The sequence below is a fragment of the Arthrobacter sp. NPDC055138 genome (genome assembly GCF_053607305.1).
The window spans coordinates 397,914-419,587 of the sequence record NZ_JBSGTH010000003.1 but is presented as its reverse complement, the minus strand read 5'-3'; the positions used below and the strand labels follow the sequence as shown (position 1 = coordinate 419,587).

Sequence of the window (21,674 nt, the reverse complement as noted above, 5' to 3'; positions counted from 1 at the left end):
CCTTCACGCGGAAGGTGCGCCGGCCGCCGTCGTTATTCAGGGCCGTGATCCGGGCGCAGCCGCCCGGCTCCGGTGGCTACGCTTCGGTCAGCGTGGCCACAATGCGGTTCAGCGTGGCCGACGGGCGCATGACCTCGGCGGCCTTGGCCTCGTCCGGCCGGTAGTAGCCGGCCAGGTCCACCGGGGAACCCTGAACGGCGTTGAGTTCGCCGACGATGGCCTCTTCGTTCTGGGCCATCTCGGAGGCAAGGCCGGAGAAGGCCGCGGCCAGCTCGGTGTCGGCGGTCTGCTTGGCCAGCTCCTGTGCCCAGTACAGGGCCAGATAGAAGTGGCTGCCGCGGTTGTCCAGCTCGCCGGCCTTGCGCTTGGGCGACTTGTTCTCCAGCAGGAACGTCCCGGTAGCTGCGTCCAGCGTGTCGGCCAGGATCTGGGCACGGGCATTGTCCGTGCTGGTGGCCAGGTGCTCGAAGGACACCGCCAGGGCCAGGAACTCGCCCAGCGAGTCCCAGCGCAGGTGGTTCTCGGAGAGCAGCTGCTGGACGTGCTTCGGAGCGGAGCCGCCGGCGCCGGTCTCGAACAGGCCGCCGCCGTTGATCAGCGGCACGATCGAGAGCATCTTGGCGCTGGTGCCCAGCTCCAAGATCGGGAACAGGTCGGTCAGGTAGTCGCGGAGCACGTTGCCGGACACCGAGATGGTGTCCTCGCCCTTGCGGATGCGCTCCACGGTGAAGGCGGTGGCCTCCACCGGGGACATGATCTCGATCTGCAGGCCCTCGGTGTCGTGCTCCTTGAGGTACTCGGTCACCTTGGCGATCAGGTTGGCGTCGTGCGCGCGGGTCTCGTCCAGCCAGAACACGGCAGGGGTCTGGCTGGCGCGGGCGCGGGTCACGGCCAGCTTCACCCAGTCGCGGATGGGCAGGTCCTTGGTCTGGCAGGCGCGCCAGATATCACCCGGGAACACCTGGTGCTCGATCAGCACGGTTCCGGCCGCGTCCACAATCTGCACGGTGCCGGCGGCCTGGATCTCGAAGGTCTTGTCATGGCTGCCGTATTCTTCGGCGGCCTGGGCCATCAGGCCCACGTTGGGAACGGTGCCCATGGTGGTCGGATCGTAGGCACCGTTGGCGCGGCAGTCGTCGATCACCACTTGGTAGATTCCGGCGTAGGAGCTGTCCGGCAGCACGGCCAGCGTGTCGGCTTCCTGGCCCTCCGGTCCCCACATGTGGCCGGAGGTGCGGATCATGGCCGGCATCGACGCGTCCACAATGACGTCGGAGGGGACGTGCAGGTTGGTGATGCCCTTGTCCGAGTCGACCATGGCGATCGCCGGGCCCTGGTCCAGGCCCTTGTTGATCAGCTCCTGGACACCCTTGCGGTCTTCGGGATCCAGCGCGTCCAGTCCGTTCAGGATGGAGGCCAGGCCGTTGTTCGGGCTCAGGCCTGCTGCCGCCAGCTTGTTGCCGTAGGTTTCGAACAGCTCGGAGAAGTAGGCCTTGACCACGTGGCCGAAGATGATCGGGTCGGAGACCTTCATCATGGTGGCCTTCAGGTGCGCGGAGAAGAGCACGCCTTCTTCCTTGGCGCGGGCAACCTGGGCGGCCAGGAACTCGTCCAGGGCGGCGGCACGCATCACGGTGCCGTCGATGACCTCGCCGGCCAGCACCGGGAAGGAGTCCTTCAGCACCGTGACCGTGCCGTCCTCGGCCACCAGCTGGATCTTGATCTTGCCGTCGGCCGGGATCACCACGGACTTCTCGTTGGAGCGGAAGTCGTCCGCGTCCATGGTGGCCACGTTGGTCTTGGAATCCGCGGTCCAGGCACCCATGCTGTGCGGGTTCTTGCGGGCGTAGTTCTTCACCGACAGCGGCGCGCGGCGGTCCGAGTTGCCCTCGCGCAGCACCGGGTTGACCGCGGAGCCCTTGATCTTGTCATAGCGGGCGCGGATGTCCTTCTCCTCGTCGGAGGAGGGATCGTCCGGGTAGTCCGGCAGCGCGTAGCCGTGGTCCTGCAGTTCCTTGATGGCCGCCTTCAGCTGCGGAACGGAGGCGCTGATGTTCGGCAGCTTGATGATGTTGGCTTCCGGCTGCTTGGCCAGTTCGCCCAGTTCGGCCAAGGCGTCGCCGATCCGCTGCTCCGCGGTGAGGTAGTCGCCGAAAACGGCGATGATCCGGCCGGCGAGCGAGATGTCGCGGGTCTCCACTTCCACACCCGCCGTGGAGGCGTAGGCCTCAACGATCGGCAAGAACGAATACGTGGCCAGCATCGGCGCTTCGTCGGTGTGGGTATAGATAATCTTGGCCATGGGTGAGGCGTCTCCCTGCAAAAAGTGGGTCTTCAGTGTTTACTCAACTCCTCCAATTTACCCGAGGAGGCTGAATCGGTCCCGGTCGAAGACGCGCACCCTTCATGCAGAACAGCGGCGGGCAGGCGCAGTGCGGCCCATCTCACCCACCTTTGGGCCGCTCCCCTGCCGGGTCCCAAGCACGACGGCGGCGCCCAACCTTCCGGAGGCGGCTTGCCTCAGAGTCCGGTGCCGGGACCAAAGACCTGCGACCGGTGCGCGGCGTTGCCTTGTTCCAGATGGGTGTCCTTGCTGCCGCCGCCCGGCCGGGTTGCCTCGGCCTCCCGCACGGCGTCATGCCGGCCGGCCGACTCATAGGAGCGCGGTTTGCGCAGTTTGGATGTCACGAAGAAGGCCACGGCCCCGGCCACGAGGACCACCACAATCACCACGCCCAGCCAGATGTCGCCCGTTCCCGCCGCCGTGGTTTGCATCGCCAGCACAGTGTGCCTCCTTTAACCGCCGGTGCCGGACACACCGGTTCCCCTTGAACCTATGTGTCCGGCACTGTACTGGCAAGCATGCCGCCTATGGTCTTCGGATCCGTTCCCGCGCGGAAGCCGCCGGGGACGGCACTTGCTAGTGGAAGAAGTGGCGCGCTCCGGTGAAGTACATGGTGATGCCGGCCGCCTGGGCCGCCGCCACTACTTCCTCGTCGCGGACGGATCCGCCCGGCTGCACCACGGCGCGGATGCCGGCGTCGATGAGGATCTGCAGCCCGTCGGCGAACGGGAAGAAGGCGTCGGAGGCAGCCACGGCACCGCGGGCCCGCTCGGGCGCTCCGGCGTCCTGCACGTTGGCCGCCCCACCGGCAGCGTCGGCTCCGCCGCCGACCGCCACGCCCAGGGTGTTGGCCCGTTCCACGGCCAGCCGGCAGGAATCGAGCCGGTTGACCTGGCCCATTCCGATACCCACGGCCGCACCATTGGCTGCGACCAGAATGGCGTTGGACTTGGCCGAGCGCACCGCGTGCCAGGCGAAGGCCAGATCGGCCAGCGTCGCCTCGTCGGCGGCCTCGCCGGCGGCCAGCGTCCAGTTGGCGGGGTCGTCGCCGTCGGCATCGATCCGGTCCGAGGCCTGCAGCAGCATGCCGCCGGAGACCTGCTTGTATTCGACCGTGTCCCGGGCGAAGCCCTCGGGCAGGACGAGCAGTCGGATGTTCTTCTTCTGCGCCAGGATCTCGACGGCTTCCGGATCAAAGCCCGGGGCCACGACTACCTCGGTGAAGATGTCCTTGACCGTGTTGGCCATGCCGGCAGTCACCGTCCGGTTTGCCGCGATGACGCCGCCGAACGCGGACACCGGGTCGGTCGCGTGCGCCTTGGCGTGCGCATCGGCGATCGGATCCGCGGCGCCCGGGGAGGCAACGGCTATGCCGCACGGGTTGGCGTGCTTGACCACTGCAACGGCAGGCTGGGCGAAATCGAACGCTGCCCGCACGGCGGCGTCGGCGTCCACATAGTTGTTGAAGCTCATGGCCTTGCCGTGCAACTGCACGGCCTGGGCGATGCCGGGCTCCGCGCCGGCCTCCACATACAGCGCGGCGGCCTGGTGCGGGTTTTCGCCGTAGCGCAGCGACTCCGAGCGCTCCAGCGCCAGGCCCGCGTAGGGCGGGAACTTCGGCGCCCCGGCCGAGCCGGATTCGGCAGCCTCGGCGTCATCGCCGAACTGCTCGGCAGTCCACTTGGCCACGGCGGTGTCATAGGCGGCGGTGTGCGCAAACGCCAGCGACGCCAGCCGGCGGCGGGTCTTCAGGTCGAAGCCACCGGATGCGGCAGCCTCCACCACATCGCCGTAGCCGGCCGGATCGACGACCACGGCCACGCTCGGATGGTTCTTCGCGGCGGCGCGCACCATCGAGGGTCCGCCGATGTCGATCTGCTCGACAACCTCGTCCTGGCTGGCGCCGGACTTCACGGTCTGCACGAACGGGTAGAGGTTGACCACCACCAGGTCGAACGGCTCGACGTCGAGCTCCTTGAGCTGCCTGATGTGGTCGTCCAGCCGACGGTCGGCCAGAATGCCGGCGTGGACGCGCGGGTGCAAGGTCTTGACCCGCCCGTCCAGGCATTCCGGGAACCCGGTGATCTCGGAGACCTCGGTGACCGGAACGCCGGCGGCGGCAATCTTCTTCGCCGTCGAGCCGGTGGACACGATGCTGACCCCGGCGGTGTGCAGGCCCTGCGCCAGCTCCTCCAGCCCGGTCTTGTCGTACACCGAGATCAACGCACGGCGGATGGGAACACGGTCAAGCTGCTTCAAGCTCACGCAAATCTCCAAGGATGGATGGCTTCGGGGATGGTCCAAGTCTAGCGTCGGGCCCCTCTCCGGCACCGACTGTGAAGCCGGCCCGCGGTGTGGGTAACCTCATGAAGGGCAGCAGAAGGAGAACAGAAGAACATGTCAGCACCGGCGGCGGAGGACGCGGCACTGCGGATCGGCCGCTTTTCACTGGCGGTGTGGCTTGTCGGGCTGCTGGTCCTCGGCGGAGCGCTGGCCTTTGCCGCGCCGCGGCTGCTGCCGCACCTGTTCAGCGCCGACTGGGACCAAGGTTCCGCCGCACAGTCGGCGGCGGAACCCGAGCCTGCAGGGGGCGACGCGGGTGCCGCACCCGTCCCCGGCGACGCAAGCAGCGGGGGCGACGCGGGCAGCGGGGGCGACGGCGGCAGCGGGACTGCTGCGAGCGCCGGGCCGGCGCCGGAGGACGAAACCCCGGTGCAATCCGACCGGGCCGGCAGCTACTCGGGCTCCGGCAACGCCGCCATCGATTACCAGCGCCCGGCCGGCTACGACGGGCCGTTCGAGATCGTGGTCAACAGCGGCGTCGATGTCAGCGTGGCGGTGGACGACCCGGACAATCCGGAGTGGCCAGTCCACTTTCTCTACAGCTCCGCCGACCGGGCCGAACCGGCCGCCGGGCTCCTGGCCCCGGCACGGGAGGAGTTCACCCTCGCCATCGAGGCTGAAGGCGACTGGCAGCTAGAGGTCCGGCCGGTCCCCTATGCCGAGTTGGAAGACGGAACGGTCTCCGGCAACGGCCCGGCACTGGTGCGCTACGAGGGCGAGGAAGTGCTGGCCGAATTCACCTACAAGGGTGAATCCAACATCGCCGTCTACACCTGGCAGGAATCGCGCCGGAACCTGGTGGTCAACAAGATCGGCACCAACTCCACCAGGTTCTCCTGGCAGCCATACCCGGTGACCTATTTCCTGGTGGACACCACCGACGGCAGATGGAGCTTCCGAGTGGGCCACTGAGGACCGCGCCTGAAGTGTGCCTAAAGTAGAGCCAGATCCCGATTCAGTTCCTTCAAAGGGAGACACCCATGTCGTTTGCCGAAACGCTTGACCAAGCGTTCAAGGCCCGCATCCCCGTGCTGTACGTGGAGAGCCACGAGGAAGCACGAGTGCACGCCGAAGTGCTCAAGTGCGCCGCCGCCCTGCGTACGCCGCGGCCGGTGTGGACCTGGAACGCCAGCAGCGGGCTGATCTCCCCCAGCGACGGCCAGCAGTCCAACACCACCGCCCCGGCCCGGGCCTTGGACCGGGTGCTCGGCGCGCACGACCCCGGCGTTTTCATCTTCTTCGACCTGCACGCCTACTTCGGCACCGACCAGCGTCCGGCGGACGCCGAAGTGGTCCGGAAGGTCCGCGAAATCTCCGCCGCCTTCCGGCAGGGCAGCGCCGGGCGGGTGCTGATCATCGTGGCGCCGCTGCTGCGGATTCCGCCGGAACTGGACAAGTCCGTCACGCTGGTGGATTTTCCGCTGCCCAGCCATGCCGAGATCCAAGCCATGCTCACCCACATGATCAGCCAGAATTCCGACGGCGGACGGATCAAGGTCGAGCTCAGCGACGCCGACCAAGAGAACATGGTTCAGGCGGCGCTCGGCCTGACCATGGCGGAGGCAGAGAACGCCTTTGCCCGCGCCATGGTCGACGACGGCGAGCTGACCGCCGACGACGTCCGGGTGGTGCTGGACGAAAAGCGCCAGACCATCCGCAAGTCCGGGCTGCTGGACTATGTGGACGTCAAGATCAGCCTCGACGAGGTCGGCGGCCTGAACAACCTAAAGCGCTGGCTGGCCAAACGCCAGGGATCCTGGCTGGATGCGGCAGCGGACTTCGGCCTCCCCTCCCCCAAGGGCGTGCTGATCACCGGCGTACCCGGCTGCGGGAAGTCCCTGACCGCCAAGGCGATGGCTTCGGGCTGGGGGCTGCCGCTGCTGCGCATGGACATCGGCCGGGTCTTCTCCGGGCTGGTCGGCTCCAGCGAGCAGAACATGCGGAACGCCATCGCCACTGCCGAAGCCATCTCCCCGGCCATCCTGTGGATCGACGAGATCGAGAAGGGCTTCGCCGGCACCAACGGCGAAGGCGATTCGGGCACCTCAGCCCGGGTCTTCGCGTCCTTCCTGACCTGGATGCAGGAGAAACGCCATCCGGTCTTCGTCGTCGCCACCGCCAACAACATCGACCGGCTGCCGCCGGAGTTCATGCGCAAGGGCCGGTTTGACGAGATCTTCTTCGTGGACCTGCCCAGTGACGCCGAACGCCGGGTGATCTGGCAGATCCAGATGACCGGACAGGCCACCACGGCCAACCAGCTGGGCGCCATCGCCAACGATCCAGCCGCCGTCGAACTCCTCGCCGACGCGTCGGAGAACTACTCCGGCGCGGAGATCGAACAGGCCGTGGTCGCCGCGCTCTTCGACGCTTACGCCGAACGCCGCCACGTGCTTCTGGCCGACCTGCAGCGCGCAGTAGCCAACATGATCCCGCTGGCCATCACCCAGGCGGAGGAGGTCAGCGCCATCCGGCAATGGGCGGCGTTGCGGGCGGTCGGAGCCACCGGCAGCGAGGATCTGGACACCGGCACCCGGCATCCGGCTGACCCGCAGCAAGCCACCGGCCCCCGGCCGGCCGTAGCGTCGGGCCAACCCATCCGCGGCGGCCGCACCGTGGACTTCTAGACAGCATTCGATTCCGTAGGAGAAGCGATGGACCAGCAACAGCTCATTGTCACGGTGGGGCCCGACGGCTCCGTTGCGGCCGAAACCCGCAACATCTTCGGCGCCGACTGCCTGGACTACATCACGGTGCTCGAAGACCTGCTGGAAGCGGAAACCGTCTCCAGCTCCTATACCGAGGACTATGCCCGCACCGCGGTCACCGCCAGCAACTACGTGAGCAATGAGTCGGCAGACTAGGCCCGCTGCGCCCGACCAGCCAGCCGGACTGGCACCGGAGTCACGGATCAACAACGGCACAGTCCCGGCGCGGACCGATGCCGGAACCATCAGGTATGCCCGGTTCCTTCCGGCTACCGACGCCGAAGGACCCGGACGGCGGGCTGCGCTCTGGCTGCAAGGCTGCTCCATCAGGTGCCCCGGCTGCTTCAACCCCCACCTTTGGGCCGATCGCGGCGCAGACCTGGTCCCGACCGTGGAACTCGCCGCCGAGCTTGTTGCCCAAGCGGCGGCTGCCGGGTCCCAAGGGCTGACCCTGCTGGGCGGCGAACCCTTCGAGCAGGCGGCGGCCAGCACCGTCGTCGCGCGTGCCTTCCGGGACGCCGGGTTGTCCGTGATGACCTTCACCGGCTACCGGCACGAGGACCTGCAGCGCTGGGCGGTCGGCCGGGAGGACATCGCCGGCCTGCTGGCTGCCACCGATCTGCTGGCCGACGGGCCTTATCTGCAGGACCGGCCTGAACTGCAGCGGCCGTGGATCGGCTCCACCAATCAGGGCCTGACCGCGCTGACCGGCCGCTACCGGGATCTGCTCGAGGACATCGGCGCCCAGCGGGACCGGATTGAAATCCGGATTGCTCCCGACGGCACCGTCGGGCTGAACGGCTGGGCCTCCGATGACCAATTGGACGCGCTGCTGGCCGGTCTGGGAACCCGCGCCGACCGGCCCGGCGCGGCTGCCACCCGCCGCACCGCCTCCCGCCAGACTCTTGACCCCATCATGTTCCGCCCGGTCCAGGCCGGCACCCGACCAGGAGAAACCCCATGAGTGTTTCCGTGCTGCTGATCCCCGCGGCCATCGCCGCCGTCGCCGCCGTCAACAGCGCCATCGACAACAAGGCCAAGAACCGAGCGGAGAAGGTCCAGGAGGCAGCGATACCTCAGGTCCAGGTGCGCACCCGCATGCGGGACCTGGACTTGCTGCAGGCCGCCCTGGCGGACACCCAGGCCCAGGTCACCCGTGCCGCGGCGGACTCGCTCGAGGCCACTTGGGCGGACGCCATTGCGGTGTTCGAACGCGATGCCGAAGGCATCTGGCAGGTCCACTTCAGCGGCGAGGACGTTGACCGGCGGCGGGCGGGCGAAATCGTCCAGGCCATCGACGCCGCCTACGCCCGGAGGGTCCAGCAGGCGGTGGTCCGGAAGCTGCGCGAACGGGCGCACACCGCGGGCTTGGAACTCGCGTCGGAGACGGTCGAAGAAGACCAAAGCGTCACCATGGTCCTGAATGTCCGCCGCTGACCAACACGCCGCACTCACCGGCCGGTCGGGCAGGCCGGCGGTCCTCTGGCTGGTTTCCAGCAGCCTGTGGTTACTGCTGCCGCTGCTCGGCATTGGGTTCCTGGGTTGGGCCGGCTTCGTGCTGATCGGCCTGCTGGCCCGCCGTGCAGCCTGGCTGTCCGCCGGCGGCCTCTACCTGGTGGTGCTGGTCATTTCGCTCTTCATGAATGAAGAAGCCGGGCGCACCGCCAGACTTTTGATCTGGGCCATCAGCTCGCTGCATGCGCTGGGCGTCAACCAGGCCTGGCTGCGCAACCGCTGGGCGGAGGCCTCCGGCTCCACCGGTAGCGTGTGGACGGCGCTACTCCGCAAGTCGGCCGCGGACAATGCCACGGACAGCACGACGGCGATGCCCACCGTCCGCGCGCTGCTCCGCCGCCGCTCCGGCGCCGCCCCGGTCCCCCGCGATCCAGCCCCGGCACTTGCCCCTGCCCCCGGCCGTGGCTTTGCCCCCGGACCTGCCGGCCCGGCCGCCGAACTCCTCAACGCTCCCGGACTCGACGCCGCCGGTTACTACGCCGGCACCGCCGCTTCCCGCACCGCCGCGTCGTCCAGCCGGCCGCCCGAGCCCGTTGACGTCAATAGTGCGTCGGCGGCGGCGCTGCAGAAGCTGCCAGGGCTAAGCCGGCATAAGGCGCGCAAGGCCGTCCGGCTGCGCAAAGAGCGGGGGCCGTTCCGGTCGCTGGAAGACTTCTGCGCCTCACTGGCCGTGCCTGACCCGCAACTGGCACAGCTCCGCCCACTCATCGCCTGCAAGCTCCCGCCGGCCCAGCCGGTGTCCTTCGGAAGGTCGGTGGACTACTGATGGCAGCCGCACAGCCCCCGGTAGGATGGAATCTCCGCCAGAGCCTCTGGCTGCTGGTGCCCCTGGGCAGCTTTGGTTTCCTGGGCGGCGCCGCCTTGCTGGTGGTGGGTTCCAGAGCCAAGCGACCGTTGTGGTGGATCCTCGGTCTGGTTCACCTCACGCTCAGCGGTGCAGCTCTGGCCCTGCTCGACGGCGTCGGAGTACGCGAAGATGTCGCCATCTGGCTGCTGCTCACCTGCTGGTTGGCCGGGAGCAGCTTCGCCGTCGCCATCAATCCCGAGTACCTGCGGTTCAAGTGGGACCGCGACCGTGCCGCGGCCCAGCCGCCCCGCACCACCGGACGCACCACCGGTGCCCGCTCGGGCAGCCAGCTCAACACCCGGCGCCAACCGCGTGACCGGGCGCGCGGAGTCAACGGCAAGCCGGCCACCCGAGCCGGTTCCCGCAACAGGGCCAAGGCATCGGAAGGAGGATCCGGGAAATCCCCCTCGGCTCGCCGCGGCTCGGCGGCTTCGGCCAGCGCGCAGACCGCTGCAGGCTGGCCCGCACTGCCCTCGAATCCGGCGAGTGCTGCCTCATCGGCACGTGCCGCCACAGCGGTCGAAGCCGTTGACGTCAACAATGCCACCGCCGGCGAGCTGGAAACCCTACCGGGATTCTCCCGGGCACTCGCCAACAAAGCAGTCGAGGCCAGGCAGAAGCGCGGCGGCTTCACCTCGGAACAGGATTTTGCCGCCGCATTGGACCTGGCGCCGCACATCTTCCAACGGCTGCGTGGCCGCATCGTCTGCGGGCGCACGCCGCAGGCCCCGCCGTCGTTTGGCCGGATCGTCGACTACTGACACAGGCCAAACCGCGGCCGGGCGCGGGCGGTTTCAATAGCGCCAGGTCCCGATGCGCTAGGGGTGCAGTCGGGACCTGGCGGGTTCTTTGGGCCGCTGGTCAGTCAGCGCTCTGTGCACTCGGGGCGGATGCCGCAGATTGCGCGGAGACCGGCGACGGCGCGCTCTGCGCCGAGGCCGGGCTGGCCGCCGACTGAGCCGAAACCGGCGACGGCGCGCTCTGCGCCGAAACCGCGCTAGCAGCCGACTGAGCCGAAACCGGCGACGGCGCACTCTGGGCCGAAACCGCGCTAGCAGCCGACTGGGCTGTCACGGCCGACACGGCTGTTTTTACATCCTGCTGCTCGAGATTCACCGCAGCCGGGGAGACGGTGGTTGCCACGACGGGAGCGATGGCGGGTGTTTCCGCTGCCTGGACAATACCGGGACCCGCCTCAACGTTCCCGAAGGCCGAATCCGCGACAGCGGATCCTGCGCCGATTGCCATCACGCCTAGAGTTCCGGTTGCGATCCACAGAGTGCGCTTGTTCATGTTCTGCCTTTCACGGTGCATTGCGAGGTGCTGATGACTCAAGAATGCACACCGAAAGTGAGACGTTGAGGAGAACTCAATGAGAACCCTCTCATCTGTTGCACACGACTAGAGTGTGAATAGTTGCTCCGTTGGAAGGCCATGAATGACGCAGACCGCTTCCCTGCCCACCGGCGACCAGGTCGTGCAGGAACTTCCTTGGCGTTGGCGGGTTCAAGGCAAGATTTTCCTGCTCGGCGGACTCGGCTTCATGTTCGACGCTTGGGACGTGACGCTCAACGGCGTCCTGATCCCGCTGTTGTCCGACCACTGGGACCTCGTCCCGGCCCAAGCTGCCTGGATCGGCACGGCGAACCTGATAGGCATGGCACTCGGTGCCTTCATCTGGGGATCGATCGCCGACCTCATCGGCCGTAAGACGGCGTTCACCGCCACGCTGTTGGTCTTCTCGATCTTCACCGTCTGCGGGGCCTTCGCACCCGACATTGTCTGGTTCTGCGTTTTCCGGTTCATCGCAGGCTTCGGTTTGGGCGGCTGTGTGCCCGTTGACTACGCGCTGGTCGGCGAATTCACCCCGCGCCGGCTGCGCGGCCGTGTCCTCACCGCGATGGACGGCTGGTGGCCGGTCGGCGCCGCGCTTTGCGGTTTCGTCTCGGCCATCATCATGGCCACCGTGGCCGACTGGCGCTTCACCATGCTGATCATGGTCCTGCCCGCCCTGCTGGTCTTCTGGGTCCGCAGGTCCGTGCCCGAATCCCCGCTCTATCTGGTCAGCCGCGGCCGCACGGAAGAGGCCGAGCGAGTCATCAACGGCATGATCGAGCGGACCGGCGGAACCGTTCGCGACTGGCGGCTGCCCGAACCGAGCGAGGCACCGCGCCTCTCCGCCGTCAACGTGCTGGTGCAGTTCAAAGCCGTCTGGAAATTCAACTGGAAGATCACGACGGCGGCCTGGGCCCTGTTCTTCAGCATCCTGCTGGTCTACTACCTGGCCCTGACCTGGATGCCCATCATCCTCATCGACGCTGGATTCGCCGCAGCGCGAGCCTTCCTCACCACGGCCGGCATGGCCGCCGTCGGTCTGGTGGGCGTCATCATCGCCGCGTACTTCGTCGAGAAGACCGGACGGAAGTGGATCCTCGCCATCACCGGTCCGTTGTCGGCGCTGGCGCTCGTCGCCGTCGCACTTTTGATTGACGTTCCCCCGGCGGTGGTGGCCCTGCTGCTGGTCTACGGGATGGTGGTGCAGATCGCCATTCCCGTGCTGTACACCTATGTCTCCGAGCTCTACCCCACCGAGCTACGCGGGTCGGGCTTCGGCTGGGCCTCGACGTTCTCCCGCGTTGGAGCCGGCTTCGGCCCGCTGATCTTCGCGTCGATCATGTGGCCGTATCTGGGCCTTGCATGGTCCTTCGCCATCGCCGGCGTCTTGGTGCTGATCGCGGTGCTGTGGATGGCACGCTTCTCCCCCGAGACCAAGGGCGCCGAACTTCTCTAATTCGGGCAGTGGCTCGCACGGCTCTCGAACCCAAATGCGCCCTTCCACCATCAGGCGGAAGGGCGCACGCACAGCGGGGCTGTCTTAGTGCTTACTCCGGCAGCCCGGCATCCGGAGTCTCGTCGACAGACACCATCGCCCACGCGCCGTCGGCGTAGTTGGCAGTTACCGTCAGCGTGGTTCCGTCCGAATCCCACTCTTTGGTATCCACAGTCTCGCCGTCCTTGTCCAAGGTGGTGCGGGCGTCTTCCATGTACGGAACCACGGCGCTGAGCTTGCCCTCGTCGTCCGTGGCCTCTTCCAGTGCCACCACGTTCAGTGCCTTCGGCTGTCCGCCGGCAATCCAGCCACCGTCGGCGTAGACAGCCTCAATGGCGTCAGCCTCGGTCATGCAGCTGGCGCAGTCGGCAGCGACTTCGCGCATCAGGTCCGCATCGCCCGTCTGGATCGCATAGTTCTTAGCATCAAAGTAGTAGTACGTGAAGGACGCCAAGCCCTGGGCGGTGTCCTCGGCCATCCGGTCGTTCTTCTCCGGCGTCCGGACATTCTGCGCCGGCGCGTCAGTGGTTGCCGACACCGGCTTGTTGCTTACGGCGGCCTTGTCCGACCCGGCGTCGCTGCCGCAGCCCGCAAGCGCAACAGCTGCCATAGTCACCATGGCGCCGGACATCATCAACTTCTTCATGGTCTCCCCTGGGATAACGGAATGAGAGGGAGCCGACCTCTTCGCATCTCGGCGGCGTCGGCACCGTCACACACCCTATCGCCGGGATGCACCCAAAACTCTGAAAAGAGTGCTTCAGGTGTGGCAGATCACACCTCATTTTCCATCTAGGTTCAGCACCCCGCACCCTCCGGATTCTCCAGGCAGTTGTCGGCGTAGTTATTCACCACTGACCGCCAAACGCTGAGTGCCACTGCGGCGCTATCTACCTGCGCTTCACCCGAAATCGCTATCCAGTCCGAGCCGTTGATCGAGTACTCCCCTCGGTAGGTAGTCGTCAATGAAACTTGAACATCACCAGTATCCGTATATCGGTGACTTGTAGCCGTCTTCTCCCCCAAACGATCAGCGGGGAGCGGCCCTCCAGGTTGGCTCGTCGGCCCCAACGAGGAGCCGTCACCATAGCTCCAGGTGTAGGACGTAGGAATCGCACGAACAGTGACGTCAAAACCATCGATATGCTCAGTGAACGTCTGCTCATTCGGACTCGCGTAGACGTTGGTTTCGGCTCCGATCAAAGTATGCGGAACAGGCTCCACGGACAGTCCCGATGGAGCGATCGGCAACCGCCGGAAGAACTCGATCGTCACCACAGGCAATTCGTCAGCATCATTTGCGGTGCCTTCCAGAGGCCTATCTGAGTACTGACAGATTGTCCGAGTCGTATCCACCCACTGTGGCGGACTCTGACCCGCCGGCGCTTCAAGAATGCGCATGAGAGTCCCATCAGCGCCGATCGAACATTGTGAGTTAATGAGCACGCATTCAATGGCAACATTCGACATGTCGGGCGCACACACTGGCTCATATTTGCGTTGTGTGAGTGCAACGTCTTCACCCACATTGTGCACTGCTGGCTCCTGTTCTGCAGGACCCTCTCCTGGCACCTGCTTTACGCCCCGGACGACAGCATCATTGTCTACCCAGTCGGTGGCAATGTTCGGATTAGCCGAACTTACTGTCGCTGGAAGTAGGAAAAGTGTTGCCAGCAACGCCGAGAATGTTAGCGCTCTCGTGCAGAGCTGTGTCGTTGAATGATTTGGGATCACGAGGCACCATCCGGACGAGCGACACCCTCGATGATCCAATGGTCTTCGACGTAGCGTACTGTAGCGACCCAAAGAAGCGGATCCACAAAACCATCAGCCTCTCCGACGACTTTGTCACCTTCATAGATGACCAAGGGCTGCTGCGTGATGAAAACTATCGGCGCATATTTCCCATCAGCAGTTTCCACGAACCGGTCTTCGATCTCCGTGGGCTCAATCTGTCCTCCCACTATCCATTTATCGCCGTCATGGCCCGCTTGGATTGTCTTCTTAAATTCCTTACAGATGGCACACCCCGGGGCAGTGATCTGCTCCAGCGGCGCCAAGTCTCCAGTCTCATAGGCATAAGACACAGTCTCAAACCAATACGGTAGAAACGCCTGTAGCCCCTGCTGGGACTTCAAGGATGCTTCATCTGGCATCACCGGAACTGGGACGTTTTCGGCCGGGCCGTCTTCGGATGCTGGCTTATAGGTTTGGTCTGGACTTTGAGTCGTTGGCGCCGACGCAACGGGCGCGGGCGATGCGGATGGCTCGGCGCCGGCCGGCCCGGTGCAGGCGGAGAGGGCGAGGGCTGCTGCCGCGGCGATGAAGATGACGGTGATGCGGGCACGCGTTGTAGCTATGAGTGTTGGCTGCTGGCTCACTCAGACCCCCGGGTGCTGGACGGGCTGGACGCTTGGTGCGAGTCAGTCTAACCAGACGCATCGATAGGTGCGGAGGTTTTCCACAGGTTTGGTCTGCAGCGGGTGGAAAGTCTGCACGTCCCTTGACAGCAGCACGGAAATATCGGGTGTCTTGGCGCAGGAAAACCGCACCGACGCCCCATGGCGAGCACCGGCGTCGTTGTTGGAGGGAGCCTAGGCGAGCTTGACGAGTGTCTCCACCAGGAGCCTTCGCTCCTCCACCTTGATCCGTTCGTGCAGCGACTCTTCAGTGTCTTCGTCCAGCACGGGCACCGCCGCCTGGGCAAGGATGGGTCCGGTATCGACGCCGGAATCCACCAGATGCACGGTCACGCCGGTGATCTTGACGCCGTGGGCCATGGCGTCGCGCACGCCGTGGGCGCCCGGAAAGGACGGCAGCAGGGCCGGGTGGGTGTTGACCAGGCGCCCCTCGAAGCGGGCGACGAACTCGGCGTCGAGGATGCGCATGAAGCCTGCCAGCAGCACCACGTCCGGATTTTTAGCCGCTACGGCTTCCTCCAGGGCGCGGTTCCATTCGGGCCGGGTGGCGAAGTCTGCGGGGGCCACCGTGAAGGTCCGGATGCCCGCCGCGGCGGCACGTTCGAGTCCGCGGCAGCCGGGAACGTCGCTGCCTACAGCGAGGATTTCGGCATCAAGCCGGCCGTCGCGGACGGCGTCGATGACGGCCTGTAGGTTGGTGCCGGAGCCGGAAACGAGGACCAGTATGCGCATGGAATCAACTTTATGCGCCCGTCTCGCCTAGGCTTAATCCATGCAGCAGACCACGCGCCCGGAGCCGACCGAGGAACAAATCAAGTCGGCGGGGCTCTTTGTCCGTGTGCTGCTGCTCTTGCTGGCCTCCACCTTTCTAGCCACAGCTCTCCCGCTCCCCTGGAAAGCGGTGGCTCCGGCGCTGGCTCTGGCGAGCATCGTGGTGGCCGTGATCGGTCTGGTCAAAGCGGTGCGCGCGGGGCTGCCGGGCTCGCTGCGGATCACCTATGTGCTGGGCGTCGGTGCCGGTGCGTTCTTCCTGCTCACCACGCTGGCGCAGGTACTGTTCTGGCCCGTGACTGCCGCCTTTGAGGACTGCAATCAGCTGGCAGTCACGCAATCGGCCCGCGAAGCCTGCCTGGGCAACTATGAGGACAAGCTGCTGAACTTCACTAACCTAGTGAACCCGTAGGTCACTTCCGACTGCGGGCCCGGGCCGGTTCGCGCTCCAGCCAGGGCGCGACGGCGTGGCCGATCATGGTGCCGAGCGCCACTTCGCCCGCAACCCACAGCGCGGTCCACAGCGGGTCCGGCCCGATCTCCGTCAGCCGGCCGATGCCCAGCGAGCCGTTGGACAGCCACACCAGCCCGGCGGCCGCTGCTCCGGCGACGGCGCCAATGAACAGCCCCAGCAGCAGCGTGGACGCGGAAGCCGTAAACCAGCGGGCGCGGATCTTGATGGAGAGCCACTCGTCGAAATGGTTCTCGCCCTCGCGCAGGAACCACCAGCCGGCCAGCACGCCGGCCAGCACCGGCACGCCGAGGGCGGCCAGTCCGTAGGTCAGCTCGCCGGACGGCAGCGCGCCCAGCACCGGCAAGGCAGGCATGGGTCCCACCGTGGTGGCCAGCGGGCCGATGGAACTGCCGGAACCGAGCGCGAATCCGGCCCCCGAGCTCCACGACAGCGCCCACACGACGAAGTTGGGTACCAGCCCCAACTGCGCCACCGTCAGTACGGCGCCGCCGATGATGCCGGGGCTGAGCTGTTCGTAAATTTCCACGACTTCGGCCCAATGCAGGCCCAGATCCACTGCCAGCAGCAGGGCGGAGAGCGCCACGGCAGCGGTCACCGCCAGCAGCCCGGCCCGGACGCCCGCCCACACGTAGGACCCGGCCCAACGGGAATGCTGGCTGGTGCGGGCCACCCATGCGGCCGCGTCGACGCCGATCAACCGGGCCCAGGACCCGGCTTCCCTGTACGCGCCCACAATCAGCCCCGCCCCCGCCGGCAGCAGCGGGATGAGTGCCCCGGCCAGAATGGAGATCTCCACTTCGTCGGTCTGCACCAGGTATGCGGTCGCTGCGCCCACGGCAGCGTAAGTTCCGAGCGCGCCAATGAGTGCCTGCCACAGCTGGTCCGTATAGGAGGCCCGGGCCAGCCGCCGTCCGGCCCGCCAGGACAGGAAGAACGGAATGAGGGCGAGTCCCAGCGGCACCAGCGACAACGTTCCGCGCATCGTTTCGGCCGAACTGGCGCCGGTTTGGATGGCCAGTTCCAGCGGGACGCCGTGGATGAGTAGCCAGGCCTGGCCGCCGAGCCGAGCCAGCGAATCGAAGCTGCGGTCGTCAAAACCGTCGGCAAACCACACGCCCACCAGCGGCAACAGCACCACGATGGCCGAGAGCAGGGCGCACTGGAAGAACTCGAAGGCACCCTGCAGCCAGAGGGGCATCGGCAGTCCGGCCTGACCGCCCGGTCGCGACGTGAGTTTCATTGCTTCTATGGTGCCAGCCAGGTTGCCCCCGCCCGCTTAGCGACGCGGCGCCGTGGCCATCGGCACATGGCGGGGGCGCACCGGCGTCGTACTGTCGCAGAGCACGACGGCGGTGCCCGGCTCACGCTCCCGGGTCCGGTCCTTGGGGCTCAGGCGGCGGGTTCGATGTTCTGGTTGCCGCGGAAAACATTCAGTGGATCGTACTGGTGCTTGATCCGGGCCAGCCTGTTGTAGTTCTCTTCCCCGAACGCTGCCTTGATCCGGTCCTGCCCCTCGTGGCCGATGAAGTTCAAATACACTCCGCCGGTGGCATAGTCGGAAATCTCCCGGCGGAAACCGCGCGCCCATTCGATGGCTTCCTCCGTCTGCGCGGGATCCTGCCAGAGCGCGAAGGGGTGGCTCACCCAGGTGGCGTCGCGCCGGGCCATCGGCGTGCTGGTGTCGTCGACCTGAGCCACGGCACCGCCCCAGGGAAGCAGCAGCAACTGCGAGGATGGATGCGGCAACTTGGCGCCGGCACGCAGGAAAACGTCAAGCGCCGGGTCCGGAAACTCGTCATGGTATTCGGCCGACCAATAGTTGAACTGGTCCGGCTGATCGTCGAGCATCGACTGGAACTCCGCGTACGGCCGCGGCGCCACAATGTCGACGGCGGGCCCCCAGCTGCGCACGGTCGCCAGCGCTTCCTCGCCGGTTCCGTGATCTCCGGCGTGGACGAAGACCACGCCGAGCGCTGGTTTGTTCTGCAGGTCAGCCGGCACGAATTCCTCCGGCGGGGCGATCACGGACGCCAGCGCGGTTCCCACGCCCTCGGGAGCATCCGGTGCGAAGTCGCGGAATGAGCGGGCCACCTCGGGTGCTGCTTCGGCGGGCCACAACATCAGGCCGGCCAAGCTCTGCTCGCCCACCTGATGCATCCGGAAGGTCAGGGAGACCGCTACGCCGAAGTTTCCGCCGGCGCCGTGCAGTGCCCAAAACAGCTCCGGGTTTTCCTGCTCGCTCGCGGTGACCAGTTCGCCGGCCGCCGTGACCAGGTCCACCGAGACCAGATTGTCGCAGGCGAGTCCCCAGGTCCGTTCCATCCACCCGGATCCGCCGCCGAGCGTGAAGCCGGCAACGCCCGTGGTGCTGACCCGGCCGCCGGTGACCGCGAGTCCGTAGGACTGGGCCGCCCGGTCGAACTCACCCCAGGTCACGCCGCCGCCGACTGTGGCGGTCTGGGCCCCGGAATCCACCGTCACGGTCTTCATCGGGCGGACGTCGATGACCAGTCCGCCCTCGTTCATCGACATGCCCGCCACCGAGTGGCCTCCGGACCGCACCGCCACGTCCAGTTGGTGCGCACGGGCGTAGCGCAGTGCCTCCCCCACATCGTCGGGGTTGCCGCACTGGGCAATGACGGCCGGCCGCCGGTCAATCATCGCGTTGAATAGTTTCCGAGCCTCGTCGTAGCCGGAGTCCTCCGGCCGGATCCATTCCATGGCGCTGTCCTCTCCACGTGTTGGACCCCCAGCAAGCAAAACGGTACGCCGCTCACCGGCGACACGCCAGACGTTTGGACCCCAGAGACGGAACACCGGTTATTCGGGGGCCCGGCAACCGCAAGGCGTTCCTACCCGCCGGCCGGAAAGCGGCCGTTCATTAAATGGAATGGGCGGCCGGATGATGTTGAAATCATCCGGCCGCCCGGCAGGCGGATATTCGCTCAACGGAAATTCAACGCAGGAAGACTAATTCCGCGGACTCTTTCCGTGGCTCCGCCAGTCAGCAGGAACCGTGTGGCCACGGCTCCGCCGGCACCATCGGTCCGGCCCCCTCGAAACGTCAGCCCCGCAACTGGGCCGCCGATTCCGCGGACGGCAATGGCTCCGGCGCGCTAACGCTTCCGGCGCTTGGGAATGGTTTCGCTTTCCAAGTTCGCCTTTTCGCGCTTTTCGGCACGCTTTTCTTTAATGCTTCGGCCTTGCTTCTTAGCGCTTTCCCGCGCAGGTGTTTTTCCGGACATTCTTGCTCCTCATTCTCAAGCGGGATGTCTTGCTACAGACCATACCTGCTTTAAGAAATTAAGCCAGCCACAGTTAGCGGACCGAAAGAAAGAAAAACGCAGGGCACTCAGGCCAGCAGGTCCACCAGTCCCTTGGCCAACGCGCCGGCCGCTCCCAGAAACGCCAGCACCACCACCGCGGTTCTGGCGTGCTCGTCCCGCAGCCGCCGGCCGAGCCGTTCGCCGGCGAAGATGCCCACGATGATTGCCAGCGCGATGACCGCCCACATCCACCACGCCAGCTGCGGCACGCTGCCGGGATCCACCGCCAGCTTTACGCCGACGGTGATGAGGCACAGTTGCAGGAAGAACGGCTGCAGCGTGGCCGCGAACGGTCGCGGCGGCCAGCCGGACAGGATGGCATAGGCGCTCACCGTCGGACCGCCCACGCCGGCGAGCGCGTTGGTCAGTCCCGAGCCGACTCCGGCGAGCGCCTTGGGCAGCTGCCCGGACACGGTGACCTGCGCGCGGCCCAGCACCACCGCGACGGCCAGCCCGGCCATCACCACCGCGCCCACCACCGTGGACAGCACGGCCGGCGGGACCTGGACCGCCAGCCATGAGCCGACAACCGTACCGGCCACGGCGGGAACGGACAGCCACAGCAGCAGATTCCAGTCGATCTCCCGCCACACGCGGGGCACAATCAGCCCGCAGGAGACCACCGCGCAGATGTTGATCATCATGATGCCCTCATGTGGCCCCAGCAGGATGGCCAGGATGGGCGCCACCAGCAGGGCGAACCCGATGCCCGCGATGCGCTGGGCCACCGAACCGAAAAAGATCGCGCCGGTGATCAGCGCCAGGAGTCCCATGGTCACCCGACCACCCTGCCAGAGCGGAGTTAGGCCGCCGTTCACCGACACGATCATGTCTGCTCGCCTGCTTGTTGCCGGCCGCAGGCAGGCTGGGTGGCGTGAGGATAGCTATCGTCGCCGAATCGTTCCTGCCACACATGAACGGGGTCACCCATTCCCTGCTGCAAGTCATCGCGCACCTGCGGCGCCGCGGCGACGACGTCCTGGTGGTGGCACCGACGTCGTCGTGGCTGGAGGACACCGCACCGGCAACAGTAGAGGGCTACCCGGTCTACCGGCTCCCGTCCATCCCGCTGCGCGGCTACCCGAATGTGCGCGTGGCGGCCGGAACCGTGGCACGGATCCGCCGGGTGCTGGCCAGCTTCCGGCCGGACGTGGTCCACGTGGCCTCCCCCTTCATCCTGGGCTGGCGCGCGGTGCAGGCCGCCCAGCAGCTCGGCCTGCCCACCGTCTCCGTCTACCAGACCGAGGTGCCCGCCTATGCCGCCCGCTACGGTGCGCCCTGGCTGCAGGAACTGCTCTGGCAGCGGGTGGAGAGCATCCACAAAGCGTCCACGCTGACCCTGGCACCGTCGTCGTTCGCCATGGAGCAGCTGCGCAGCCGCGGCATCCGCGTCCACCTGTGGCGGCGCGGGGTGGACACCACCCGCTTCCATCCGGAGAAGTACGACGCCGGCTGGCGGGCTTCCGTAGCACCCAACGGCGAACGGATCATCGGCTACGTGGGCCGCCTGGCGGCGGAAAAGCAGGTGGCGGATCTGGCCGTGCTTGCCGACCTCCCCGGGACCCGGCTGGTGGTGGTGGGCTCCGGCCCGCTGAAGGAGGAGCTGCAGGCCAAGTTGCCGGACGCGCACTTTGCCGGCTTCCAGACCGGCGAAGAGCTGGCTCGCTGTGTCGCCTCGTTCGACCTCTTTGTGCACCCGGGCGAATCGGAGACCTTCTGCCAGACCATCCAGGAGGCGATGGCCAGCGGCGTGCCCGTCGTGGCCGTTGGCCGCGGCGGCCCGCTGGACCTGGTTGACCCGTCGAGGACCGGGTGGATCTACCGGCCCGGGAACCTGGACGAACTGCGCGACTACGTTCGCGACCTGACGGGCGACGACACCAAACGCCGGGCGTTGGGCGAGGCCGCTCATCGCTCGGTGCAAGGCAGGACGTGGCCGGTGCTCTGCGAACAGCTGGTGGACTATTACCGGCTTGCCGCCAGGGTCAAGCGCCGGGAGCTGAATCTGGAAGCCCGGGGCGTGCTGGGTTTCCTGGCCGGGTGAATGCTTCAGCCGGAAACCCGGCCGTTCAGTGTCTTGACTCGCTCCATTAGG

General features: G+C 66.7%; 21 protein-coding genes. 10 read left to right on the top strand and 11 right to left on the bottom strand.

Translation table 11 applies throughout. The annotated features are described in order from the left end of the window. Positions 1-76 precede the first annotated feature (76 nt). The 3 genes from ACWF5H_RS10100 to purH all read right to left on the bottom strand — a co-directional run bounded on the left by ACWF5H_RS10100 (position 77) and on the right by purH (position 4,609). A complete protein-coding gene (locus ACWF5H_RS10100) occupies positions 77-2,302 on the bottom strand; it encodes an NADP-dependent isocitrate dehydrogenase (protein ID WP_452036590.1) in 2,226 nt (741 codons plus the stop codon). A 218-nt stretch (positions 2,303-2,520) separates the two neighbouring features. Beyond that, positions 2,521-2,784, bottom strand: coding sequence for a hypothetical protein (locus ACWF5H_RS10095; protein WP_452036589.1), 264 nt, complete (start codon positions 2,782-2,784; stop codon positions 2,521-2,523). Positions 2,785-2,920: 136 nt separating this feature from the next. Beyond that, positions 2,921-4,609 carry a bifunctional phosphoribosylaminoimidazolecarboxamide formyltransferase/IMP cyclohydrolase gene (gene purH, locus ACWF5H_RS10090; RefSeq protein ID WP_452036587.1) on the bottom strand — a complete coding sequence of 563 codons (1,689 nt, stop codon included), beginning with the start codon at positions 4,607-4,609 and terminating at the stop codon, positions 2,921-2,923. A 132-nt stretch (positions 4,610-4,741) separates the two neighbouring features. On the opposite strand from purH, the gene ACWF5H_RS10085 reads away from it, so the two are divergent. From ACWF5H_RS10085 to ACWF5H_RS10050, 8 genes are all read left to right on the top strand, one after another. Further along, entirely contained in the window at positions 4,742-5,599 is an 858-nt protein-coding gene (locus tag ACWF5H_RS10085; protein WP_452036585.1) for a hypothetical protein, read from the top strand. 68 nt (positions 5,600-5,667) lie between these two features. Next, positions 5,668-7,314: an AAA family ATPase gene (locus tag ACWF5H_RS10080; RefSeq protein WP_452036583.1), complete on the top strand. Its 1,647-nt coding sequence runs from the start codon at positions 5,668-5,670 to the stop codon at positions 7,312-7,314. Positions 7,315-7,341: 27 nt separating this feature from the next. Further along, complete coding sequence (locus ACWF5H_RS10075; protein WP_452036581.1) at positions 7,342-7,551, top strand: DUF2997 domain-containing protein; 210 nt, start codon at positions 7,342-7,344, stop codon at positions 7,549-7,551. Continuing rightward, the gene (locus ACWF5H_RS10070; protein ID WP_452036579.1) at positions 7,535-8,359 is read left to right on the top strand and encodes a 4Fe-4S single cluster domain-containing protein; all 825 of its coding nucleotides are present in this window, start codon (positions 7,535-7,537) and stop codon (positions 8,357-8,359) included. The genes ACWF5H_RS10075 and ACWF5H_RS10070 overlap by 17 nt, the downstream gene beginning before the upstream one ends. Continuing rightward, entirely contained in the window at positions 8,356-8,832 is a 477-nt protein-coding gene (locus ACWF5H_RS10065) for a hypothetical protein (protein ID WP_452036578.1), read from the top strand. The genes ACWF5H_RS10070 and ACWF5H_RS10065 overlap by 4 nt, the downstream gene beginning before the upstream one ends. After that, complete coding sequence (locus tag ACWF5H_RS10060; protein ID WP_452036577.1) at positions 8,819-9,676, top strand: ComEA family DNA-binding protein; 858 nt, start codon at positions 8,819-8,821, stop codon at positions 9,674-9,676. The genes ACWF5H_RS10065 and ACWF5H_RS10060 overlap by 14 nt, the downstream gene beginning before the upstream one ends. Beyond that, on the top strand, positions 9,676-10,518 hold the full coding sequence (locus tag ACWF5H_RS10055) for a ComEA family DNA-binding protein (protein ID WP_452036575.1): 843 nt from the start codon (positions 9,676-9,678) through the stop codon (positions 10,516-10,518). Before ACWF5H_RS10060 ends, ACWF5H_RS10055 begins: the two co-directional genes overlap by 1 nt. Positions 10,519-11,195: 677 nt before the next feature. Then, positions 11,196-12,548 carry an MFS transporter gene (locus tag ACWF5H_RS10050; RefSeq protein ID WP_364646699.1) on the top strand — a complete coding sequence of 451 codons (1,353 nt, stop codon included), beginning with the start codon at positions 11,196-11,198 and terminating at the stop codon, positions 12,546-12,548. Between the two features lie 91 nt (positions 12,549-12,639). Here ACWF5H_RS10050 and ACWF5H_RS10045 read toward each other — a convergent pair whose 3' ends face one another. From ACWF5H_RS10045 to purN, 4 genes are all read right to left on the bottom strand, one after another. After that, the gene (locus ACWF5H_RS10045; protein WP_452036574.1) at positions 12,640-13,233 is read right to left on the bottom strand and encodes a DUF6318 family protein; all 594 of its coding nucleotides are present in this window, start codon (positions 13,231-13,233) and stop codon (positions 12,640-12,642) included. A gap of 152 nt (positions 13,234-13,385) precedes the next feature. Further along, a complete protein-coding gene (locus tag ACWF5H_RS10040; protein WP_452036573.1) occupies positions 13,386-14,123 on the bottom strand; it encodes a hypothetical protein in 738 nt (245 codons plus the stop codon). Positions 14,124-14,317: 194 nt separating this feature from the next. Further along, the gene (locus ACWF5H_RS10035; protein ID WP_452036571.1) at positions 14,318-14,968 is read right to left on the bottom strand and encodes a DUF6318 family protein; all 651 of its coding nucleotides are present in this window, start codon (positions 14,966-14,968) and stop codon (positions 14,318-14,320) included. Positions 14,969-15,181: 213 nt separating this feature from the next. Then, positions 15,182-15,739, bottom strand: a complete 558-nt coding sequence (purN, locus tag ACWF5H_RS10030) for a phosphoribosylglycinamide formyltransferase (RefSeq protein ID WP_452036569.1) — start codon at positions 15,737-15,739, stop codon at positions 15,182-15,184. A 40-nt stretch (positions 15,740-15,779) separates the two neighbouring features. Between purN and ACWF5H_RS10025 the strand changes: the two genes are divergently transcribed. Next, entirely contained in the window at positions 15,780-16,190 is a 411-nt protein-coding gene (locus ACWF5H_RS10025; RefSeq protein ID WP_452036567.1) for a hypothetical protein, read from the top strand. A gap of 1 nt (position 16,191) precedes the next feature. Here ACWF5H_RS10025 and ACWF5H_RS10020 read toward each other — a convergent pair whose 3' ends face one another. The 4 genes from ACWF5H_RS10020 to ACWF5H_RS10005 form a co-directional block, all read right to left on the bottom strand. Then, positions 16,192-17,493 (bottom strand): cell division protein PerM, encoded by a 1,302-nt coding sequence (locus tag ACWF5H_RS10020; protein ID WP_452036565.1) that lies wholly within the window; start codon positions 17,491-17,493, stop codon positions 16,192-16,194. A gap of 149 nt (positions 17,494-17,642) precedes the next feature. Beyond that, positions 17,643-18,974 carry an FAD-binding oxidoreductase gene (locus ACWF5H_RS10015; RefSeq protein WP_452036563.1) on the bottom strand — a complete coding sequence of 444 codons (1,332 nt, stop codon included), beginning with the start codon at positions 18,972-18,974 and terminating at the stop codon, positions 17,643-17,645. 395 nt (positions 18,975-19,369) lie between these two features. Then, positions 19,370-19,498, bottom strand: coding sequence for a hypothetical protein (locus ACWF5H_RS10010; protein WP_276606329.1), 129 nt, complete (start codon positions 19,496-19,498; stop codon positions 19,370-19,372). Between the two features lie 107 nt (positions 19,499-19,605). Further along, positions 19,606-20,352 (bottom strand): sulfite exporter TauE/SafE family protein, encoded by a 747-nt coding sequence (locus ACWF5H_RS10005; protein ID WP_452036732.1) that lies wholly within the window; start codon positions 20,350-20,352, stop codon positions 19,606-19,608. Between the two features lie 101 nt (positions 20,353-20,453). Between ACWF5H_RS10005 and ACWF5H_RS10000 the strand changes: the two genes are divergently transcribed. Beyond that, complete coding sequence (locus ACWF5H_RS10000; RefSeq protein ID WP_452036562.1) at positions 20,454-21,623, top strand: glycosyltransferase family 4 protein; 1,170 nt, start codon at positions 20,454-20,456, stop codon at positions 21,621-21,623. Positions 21,624-21,674: the final 51 nt, after the last annotated feature.

Excerpts from the sequence above, each read along its gene's own strand:
- ACWF5H_RS10100 (WP_452036590.1), bottom strand. The coding sequence starts at position 2,302 with ATGGCCAAGATTATCTATACCCACACCGACGAAGCGCCGATGCTGGCC.
- ACWF5H_RS10085 (WP_452036585.1), top strand. The coding sequence starts at position 4,742 with ATGTCAGCACCGGCGGCGGAGGACGCGGCACTGCGGATCGGCCGCTTT.
- ACWF5H_RS10080 (WP_452036583.1), top strand. The coding sequence starts at position 5,668 with ATGTCGTTTGCCGAAACGCTTGACCAAGCGTTCAAGGCCCGCATCCCC.
- ACWF5H_RS10075 (WP_452036581.1), top strand. The coding sequence starts at position 7,342 with ATGGACCAGCAACAGCTCATTGTCACGGTGGGGCCCGACGGCTCCGTT.
- ACWF5H_RS10070 (WP_452036579.1), top strand. The coding sequence starts at position 7,535 with ATGAGTCGGCAGACTAGGCCCGCTGCGCCCGACCAGCCAGCCGGACTG.
- ACWF5H_RS10065 (WP_452036578.1), top strand. The coding sequence starts at position 8,356 with ATGAGTGTTTCCGTGCTGCTGATCCCCGCGGCCATCGCCGCCGTCGCC.
- ACWF5H_RS10060 (WP_452036577.1), top strand. The coding sequence starts at position 8,819 with ATGTCCGCCGCTGACCAACACGCCGCACTCACCGGCCGGTCGGGCAGG.
- ACWF5H_RS10055 (WP_452036575.1), top strand. The coding sequence starts at position 9,676 with ATGGCAGCCGCACAGCCCCCGGTAGGATGGAATCTCCGCCAGAGCCTC.
- ACWF5H_RS10050 (WP_364646699.1), top strand. The coding sequence starts at position 11,196 with ATGACGCAGACCGCTTCCCTGCCCACCGGCGACCAGGTCGTGCAGGAA.
- ACWF5H_RS10045 (WP_452036574.1), bottom strand. The coding sequence starts at position 13,233 with ATGAAGAAGTTGATGATGTCCGGCGCCATGGTGACTATGGCAGCTGTT.
- purN (WP_452036569.1), bottom strand. The coding sequence starts at position 15,739 with ATGCGCATACTGGTCCTCGTTTCCGGCTCCGGCACCAACCTACAGGCC.
- ACWF5H_RS10025 (WP_452036567.1), top strand. The coding sequence starts at position 15,780 with ATGCAGCAGACCACGCGCCCGGAGCCGACCGAGGAACAAATCAAGTCG.
- ACWF5H_RS10020 (WP_452036565.1), bottom strand. The coding sequence starts at position 17,493 with ATGAAACTCACGTCGCGACCGGGCGGTCAGGCCGGACTGCCGATGCCC.
- ACWF5H_RS10015 (WP_452036563.1), bottom strand. The coding sequence starts at position 18,974 with ATGGAATGGATCCGGCCGGAGGACTCCGGCTACGACGAGGCTCGGAAA.
- ACWF5H_RS10010 (WP_276606329.1), bottom strand. The coding sequence starts at position 19,498 with ATGTCCGGAAAAACACCTGCGCGGGAAAGCGCTAAGAAGCAAGGCCGA.
- ACWF5H_RS10005 (WP_452036732.1), bottom strand. The coding sequence starts at position 20,352 with ATGGGACTCCTGGCGCTGATCACCGGCGCGATCTTTTTCGGTTCGGTG.